The organism is Streptomyces sp. NPDC046881 (genome assembly GCF_040645015.1).
Classification (GTDB): domain Bacteria; phylum Actinomycetota; class Actinomycetes; order Streptomycetales; family Streptomycetaceae; genus Streptomyces.
In genome coordinates, this window is record NZ_JBEYXJ010000071.1 from 38640 (window position 1) to 45873 (window position 7234).

The 7234-nt window shown below is 71.1% G+C and carries 6 protein-coding genes; 4 read left to right on the forward strand and 2 right to left on the reverse strand.

The window, feature by feature from the left end:
- Positions 1-62: 62 nt before the first annotated feature.
- Positions 63-1424 (reverse strand): type I glutamate--ammonia ligase, encoded by a 1362-nt coding sequence (glnA, locus tag ABZ923_RS28005; RefSeq protein WP_356160866.1) that lies wholly within the window; start codon positions 1422-1424, stop codon positions 63-65.
- A gap of 308 nt (positions 1425-1732) precedes the next feature.
- Between glnA and ABZ923_RS28010 the strand changes: the two genes are divergently transcribed.
- Positions 1733-2917: a globin domain-containing protein gene (locus ABZ923_RS28010; protein WP_361476702.1), complete on the forward strand. Its 1185-nt coding sequence runs from the start codon at positions 1733-1735 to the stop codon at positions 2915-2917.
- A gap of 172 nt (positions 2918-3089) precedes the next feature.
- Here ABZ923_RS28010 and ABZ923_RS28015 read toward each other — a convergent pair whose 3' ends face one another.
- The gene (locus ABZ923_RS28015) at positions 3090-3539 is read right to left on the reverse strand and encodes an Rrf2 family transcriptional regulator (protein ID WP_361476704.1); all 450 of its coding nucleotides are present in this window, start codon (positions 3537-3539) and stop codon (positions 3090-3092) included.
- Positions 3540-3675: 136 nt separating this feature from the next.
- On the opposite strand from ABZ923_RS28015, the gene ABZ923_RS28020 reads away from it, so the two are divergent.
- The 3 genes from ABZ923_RS28020 to ABZ923_RS28030 all read left to right on the forward strand — a co-directional run bounded on the left by ABZ923_RS28020 (position 3676) and on the right by ABZ923_RS28030 (position 7142).
- Positions 3676-4359 carry a DUF3105 domain-containing protein gene (locus tag ABZ923_RS28020; RefSeq protein WP_361476706.1) on the forward strand — a complete coding sequence of 228 codons (684 nt, stop codon included), beginning with the start codon at positions 3676-3678 and terminating at the stop codon, positions 4357-4359.
- Positions 4356-4988 carry a DUF305 domain-containing protein gene (locus ABZ923_RS28025; RefSeq protein ID WP_361476708.1) on the forward strand — a complete coding sequence of 211 codons (633 nt, stop codon included), beginning with the start codon at positions 4356-4358 and terminating at the stop codon, positions 4986-4988. Before ABZ923_RS28020 ends, ABZ923_RS28025 begins: the two co-directional genes overlap by 4 nt.
- Before the next feature lie 210 nt (positions 4989-5198).
- On the forward strand, positions 5199-7142 hold the full coding sequence (locus ABZ923_RS28030; protein WP_361476710.1) for a S53 family peptidase: 1944 nt from the start codon (positions 5199-5201) through the stop codon (positions 7140-7142).
- The last annotated feature ends 92 nt before the right edge of the window (positions 7143-7234 follow it).

The following is a 7234-nucleotide window of genomic DNA, read 5'->3' on the forward strand; positions in this document are numbered from 1 at the left end:
GACCGGCGGTGCGCGACCGCCGGCCCCGTGGGACGTTCCGCCGGGACTCCGCTCGGCGCGTGCTACAGCACCGGCAGGTTCTTCCTCAGCTCGAACGCGGTGACCTCGGAGCGGTACTCCTCCCACTCCGACTTCTTGTTGCGCAGGAAGAAGTCGAAGACGTGTTCGCCGAGGGTTTCGGCGACGAGGTCGCTGCCCTCCATGAGGGTCAGGGCCTCGCCGAGGTTCTGCGGCAGGGGCTCGATGCCCATGGCGCGGCGTTCGGCGTTGGACAGGGCCCAGACGTCGTCCTCGGCGCCCGGCGGGAGTTCGTAGCCCTCCTCGATGCCCTTCAGGCCGGCGGCGAGGAGGACGGCGTAGGCCAGGTAGGGGTTGGCGCCGGAGTCGATGGAGCGGACCTCCACGCGCGCGGAGCCGGTCTTGCCGGGCTTGTACATCGGGACGCGGACCAGGGCGCTGCGGTTGTTGTGGCCCCAGCAGATGTAGGAGGGGGCCTCGCCGCCCGCGCCGGCCGTGCGCTCGGAGCCGCCCCAGATGCGCTTGTAGGAGTTCACCCACTGGTTGGTGACCGCGGAGATCTCCGCCGCGTGCCGCAGCAGGCCCGCGATGAAGGAGCGGCCGACCTTGGAGAGCTGGTACTCCGCGCCGGACTCGTAGAAGGCGTTGCGGTCGCCCTCGAAGAGGGACAGGTGGGTGTGCATGCCGGAGCCGGGGTGCTCGGAGAAAGGCTTCGGCATGAACGTCGCCTGGACGCCCTGTTCCAGCGCCACCTGCTTCATGACCAGGCGGAAGGTCATGATGTTGTCGGCCGTCGAGAGGGCGTCGGCGTAGCGCAGGTCGATCTCCTGCTGGCCCGGCGCGCCCTCGTGGTGGGAGAACTCCACCGAGATGCCCATCGACTCCAGCATGGTGATCGCCTGGCGGCGGAAGTCCATGCCGACGTTGGTGGGGGTGTGGTCGAAGTAGCCCGAGTTGTCCGCGGGGGTCGGCCGGGAGCCGTCCAGCGGGCGGTCCTTCAGCAGGAAGAACTCGATCTCCGGGTGGGTGTAGAAGGTGAAGCCCAGGTCGGAGGTGCGGGCGAGGGCACGCTTGAGGACGTAGCGCGGGTCGGCGAAGGACGGGGAGCCGTCCGGCATGAGGATGTCGCAGAACATGCGGGCCGTACCGGGGGTCTCCGCGCGCCAGGGCAGGACCTGGAAGGTGGACGGGTCCGGCTTGGCGATCATGTCGGACTCGTAGACCCGGGCGAAGCCCTCGATCGCGGACCCGTCGAAGCCGATGCCCTCGTCGAAAGCCTGCTCGAGTTCCGCAGGGGCCACGGCGACGGACTTGAGGAAGCCCAGCACGTCCGTGAACCACAGGCGTACGAACCGGATGTCGCGCTCCTCCAAGGTCCGGAGCACGAACTCCTGCTGCTTGTCCATCTTCCGCTTCCCCATCCTTGCTGGTCAGGCCGCCTGTCCCCGGTACCACGGGAGGCGGTCGGGCACCTGAGCATCCCACCACAACACCGTTTCACGCGCGTTGCGGACCTTGATCGCCCGAGCGTCCTGGTGCTGAACGCCTCTCGTACGGCAGCTGTACTGCGCTCTCGCCCATCTTGCCTGCTCCGACCGATATCCGTAATGGCCGGTCCGCTCCCCCTGGTGAGCGACACCACTCCGGTTAAATTTGCATCTCGGATGCAAGTTTTCATAGCGTGTCGATCAGCCGAGTTCTCCGAGGAGTCCCGATGCTGACCGAACAGTCCGCAGCCACCGTCCGCGCCACCCTGCCCGCCGTCGGAGCGGCCATCGGCGAGATCACCGAGCGCTTCTACACCCGCCTCTTCGCCGCCCACCCCGACCTGCTGCGCAACCTGTTCAACCGCGGCAACCAGGCCGCCGGCACCCAGCGGCAGGCCCTCGCCGGCTCGATCGCCGCCTTCGCCACGCACCTGCTGGACCACCCCGACCAGCGGCCGGACGCGATGCTCGCCCGCATCGCGCACAAGCACGCCTCGCTGGGCGTGGCCCCCGAGCAGTACCAGGTCGTCCACGAGCACCTCTTCGCCGCCATCGCCGAGGTCCTCGGCGAGGCCGTCACGCCCGAGGTGGCCGCCGCCTGGGACGAGGTGTACTGGCTGATGGCGAACGCGCTGATCGCGATCGAGAAGCGGCTGTACGAGGAGAGCGGCGGCCCCGGCCCGCGCGCGTGGGAGGTCGTGGAGCGGGTCGAGGAGACGGCGGACGTCGTCACCTTCCGGCTGCGGCCGGCCGACGGCGGCCCCGTGGCCGGCTTCCGCGCCGGGCAGTACGTCTCCGTCGGCGTCACCCTGCCGGACGGGGCCCGGCAGATCCGGCAGTACAGCCTGACCGGGGCGCCCGGCGAGGCGGTGCGCCAGATCAGCGTCAAGCGCGTGCACGGCGCGGCCACGCCCGACGGCGAGGTCTCGAACCACCTCCACGCGCGCGTGCGGCCCGGTGACGTCCTGGAGCTGTCCGAGCCGTACGGCGACCTCGTCCTGGCCGGCGCGCCGGACACCCCCCTGCTGCTCGCCTCGGCGGGCATCGGCGTCACCCCGATGATCGCGATGCTGGCCGACCTGGCGGCCGGCGGCCACCGTGCCCCGGTCACCGTCGTGCACGGCGACCGCTCCCCCGCCGAGCACGCCCTGCGCGCCGAGCACACGGGCTACGCCGGCAAGCTGCCCGACGCCTGCGTGCACCTCTTCTACGAGCGGGACGCCGAGCCCGGCACCCGGACCGGCCTGGTCGACCTGGCGGACGTCACCGTCCACCCCGGCACGCGCGCGTACCTGTGCGGCCCCCTGCCCTTCATGCGCGCCGTCCGCACCCAGCTGATCGCGAAGGGCGTCGCCCCGGCCGACATCCACTACGAGGTCTTCGGCCCCGACCTGTGGCTGGCGAGGGGCTGAGCGACAGCGCCCAGTGAGAGGCGCGGGGCCGCCGCGTCTCGTGAGGGGCGCGGCCCTGCGCCTCGCGAAGGGCACGGCCCTGCGCCTCGCGAAGGACGCGGAGCCTGCGTCTCCTGAGGGGCGCGGGCCCGCGTCCGGTATGCGGCCACCACCGCGCGGGCGCGCCGTGCGCTCAGACCGGCCCCGGCCCCCGGGAGATCCCGAGCAGCAACGGCCCCGTCGGCTCCCCCACGATGTCGGCGATCGTGACCGGATCCAGCGAAGCGAAGAACGCCTCCTGAGCCCCCCGCAGCGCGCCCCGCAGGCGGCAGGCGGAGCGCAGGGGGCAGGCCGGCGTCCCCTGCGTCCCCTCGCAGTCCACCACGTCACCCTCGCCCTCGAAGGTCCGCACGACGGCGCCCACCGACGCCGTACGGCCCCGCTCGGTCAGCGCCAGTCCCCCGCCCCGGCCGCGCCGGGCGTCGACCAGGCCCAGGTGCTGGAGTTCGGCGACGACCTTCGCCGCATGGGTGTAAGGGACGTCCATGTCGGCGGCGACCTGGCGGGTCGTGGGGGTGGCGTCGGCCACGGCCAGTCGCATCAGGACGCGCAGGGCCAGGTCGGTGGAGCGCAGCAGCCGCATACCGCGAGCGTAGGTAATGCGCATCCTGGCTTCAAATTATCCGGTTCCGGTGCCCTCCCTACGGAAGCGCGGCCCGAGCGCATTACGATCAGCGGGCCCCACCGTCCACGTCCCCTTCTGAAGAAGGACACGCCTCATGGGTTCCGGCAAGAACAACAGCACCGCGTCGCGCAAGGCACGCATCGAGGAGATGCGGCGCGAGGAGCGTGCCCGCGAGCGCCGCAACCGGGTGCTCACCATCGCCGCCAGCGTGGTGGTCGTCGCCGGTCTCGTCGTCGGCGGTGTGGTCCTGGTCGACTCGCAGCGGGACTCCGGCAAGGACGAGGCGACGCCGAGCGGCGACGCCAAGGGCTCCGGCGACTCCGGGCACTTCACGACCGGCAAGGACGGCGTGAAGACCTGGTCGGGCAAGCTGTCCCGGACGCATGTGACGACCAAGGTGTCGTACCCGATGCACCCGCCGGTCGGCGGCAACCACAACCCGGTCTGGCTGAACTGCAACGGCGACGTCTACACCAAGCCGGTCGCGGACGAGAACGCCGTGCACGCTCTGGAGCACGGCGCGGTCTGGGTGACGTACACCGGCAAGGCGGACAAGGCGGACGTCGACGCGCTCGCGGCCAAGGTGAAGAAGACGCCGTACTCGCTGATGAGCCCGTACGAGAACCAGGACGCCCCGCTGGTCCTGTCGGCGTGGGGCCACCAGGTCGCGGTGAAGAGCGCCAAGGATCCGGAAGTGGACAAGTTCTTCGCCGCCTACGTGCAGGGGCAGCAGACGCCCGAGCCGGGCGCCTCGTGCACCGGCGGGGTCATGAAGTGAGGCGGCAGCACATCGGCTGGGTCGCGGGGACCGCGGCGGCGGTGCTCGTCGCGGCCGGCGCGATCACGTACTCCGTGGCCGAGGACTCCGGCGGACCGGACCCGAAGACACCGGGAGCGGAGTCCGCCGACGCCGGGTTCGCCCGGGACATGGCCGTCCATCACCAGCAGGCCGTGGAGATGTCGTACATCGTGCGGGACCGCACGAAGAACGAGGAGGTCCGGCGGCTCGCGTACGACATCGCGCAGACGCAGGCCAACCAGCGCGGGATGCTGCTGGGCTGGCTGGACCTGTGGGGGCTGCCGAAGGTGTCGGCCGATCCGCCGATGACCTGGATGGGCATGGGGGACATGGCCTCCGGCAAGGACGGCGCGCTGATGCCGGGCATGGCCACGAACACCGAGCTGAAGAAGCTCCAGTCGCTCAGCGGCAAGCAGGCCGAGGTCCTGTACCTCCAGCTCATGACGGACCATCACAAGGGCGGGATCCACATGGCCGAGGGCTGTGTCGCCAAGTGCACCGTCGGCGTGGAGAAGCGGCTCGCGCAGGGCATGGTCGACGCGCAGCAGTCGGAGATCGAGCTGATGGCCGGGATGCTCAAGGAGCGGGGCGCGCAAGCCCGTTCGTAACACCACCGCACGGATGAATGCCCCAAATCGCCCCTGATGGCGGTTACTTGAGCTTCTCTTGACTTTCCCCTTCCCCTGGCATGAACGGTTCATCGAAAGAGTGGCCCCCATCGTGTGATCCACTCGCCGGCCGACACCGCCGCGGGCCGGCGCGCGGAAACGCGACGTACCGACCACGACATGCATGCGAACCGCATCGCAGGGGGTTCTATGAGATCCAACCGCGCCACCGTGCGCGCCGGCGTGAGCATGGCAGCGACACTGCCCATGATCGCCGGCGCACTGGCGCTGGGCATACCCGCGGCGCACGCCGCGGACAGCCCCGCTCGTGACGTTCTGAAGGGCACCAAGCCGCTGTGGGCCACGGCCAAGGCGGACCAGGGCGCCACCCCGGACAGCGCCCGGGTCAAGGCCCGCGTCTACCTCGCGGGGCAGGACCGGGCCGGCCTGGCCGCCTACGCCAAGGCGGTGTCCGACCCCGGCTCGCCGCTGTACGGCAAGTACCTGAGCGGCAAGAAGGCGCAGGCCCGCTTCGGGGCGACCAAGGCCCAGGTGGCCGCCGTCACGTCCTGGCTGAAGTCGGCCGGCCTGACCGTCACCGCGGTCACCCCGCACTACGTCGCCGTCTCCGGCGACGTGGCCGCCGCCGAGAAGGCGTTCGGCACCCAGCTGCACGACTTCGCCAAGGGCTCGAAGACCTACCGCGCCCCGGCGCGCACGGCCTCCGTCCCGGCCGCCCTGAAGGGCGCCGTCCTGACCGTCACCGGCCTGGACAACGCCCCGCACAAGGCGCACCACGACGACCAGCTGCCGCCGCCGGACGCGGTGTTCAGGAACTCCGGGCCGTTCTCCTCGTACTACGGCTCGAACACCGCGACCACGCTCCCGGACGCGTACGGCCAGAAGATCCCGTACGCGGTCAGGGGCTACACCGGCAGGCAGCTGCGCGCCGCGTACGGCGCGGGCACCTACACCGGCAAGAACGTACGCATCGCCATCACCGACGCGTACGCCTCCCCGACGATCGCCTACGACGCCGGCACCTACGCGAAGAAGCACGGCGACGCGGCCTGGAGGACCGGCCAGCTGCACCAGGTGCTGCCGAAGGGCTACACCAAGACCAAGGAGTGCGGCGCGGCCGGCTGGTACGGCGAGGAGACCCTCGACGTCGAGGCGGTCCACGCGGTCGCACCGAACGCCGACGTCACCTACGTCGGCGCGGCCTCCTGCTACGACGACGACCTGCTGGACTCGCTCAGCAAGATCGTCGACAACCACCTGGCCGACATCGTCTCCAACTCCTGGGGCGACGTCGAGGCCAACCAGACGCCGGACCTGGCCGCCGCCTACGACCAGGTCTTCCAGCTGGGCGCGGTGCAGGGCATCGGCTTCTACTTCTCCTCCGGCGACGACGGCGACCAGGTCGCCAACACCGGTGTGAAGCAGGTCGACACCCCGGCCAACTCGGCCTGGGTGACCGCGGTCGGCGGCACCTCGCTGGCCGTCGGCAAGGGCGACTCGTACCTGTGGGAGACCGGCTGGGGCACCGAGAAGGCCTCGCTGTCGGCCGACGGCAAGAGCTGGACGAACTTCCCCGGCACGTTCACCTCGGGCGCGGGCGGCGGCACCAGCAAGACGGTCGCCGAGCCGTACTACCAGAAGGGCGTCGTCCCGGACTCGCTCGCCAAGGCCAACAGCGCCAACGGCAACCGCGTGGTCCCTGACATCGCGGCCATCGCCGACCCGAACACCGGCTTCCTCGTCGGCCAGACCCAGACGTTCCCGGACGGCACCGAGCAGTACAGCGAGTACCGCATCGGCGGCACCTCGCTGGCCGCCCCGGTCATCGCGGCCGTCCAGGCGCTGGCCCAGGAGGCCCGCGGCGGCAAGGCCCTCGGCTTCGCCAACCCGGTGATCTACGCCAAGTACGGCACGAAGGGCGTCTACCACGACGTCACGGACAACCCGACGGGCTCCGGCCTGGCGGTCGCCCGTATCGACTTCGTCAACGGCCTCGACGCCTCCGGCGGCCTGGCGACCTCGGTCCGCAGCCTCGGCAAGGACAGCTCGCTGTCCGCGGTGAAGGGCTACGACGACGTGACGGGCGTCGGTTCCCCGGCGAACGGCTACGTCCAGTCGTTCCGCCGGCGCTGATCCTCCGGATCGCCTGAGGGGCGGGGGGGGGGGGGGTGACCCCCACCCGGGACCCCGAACCCGGCCCGAGGGGGGGGGCCCCGCGCGGCCCG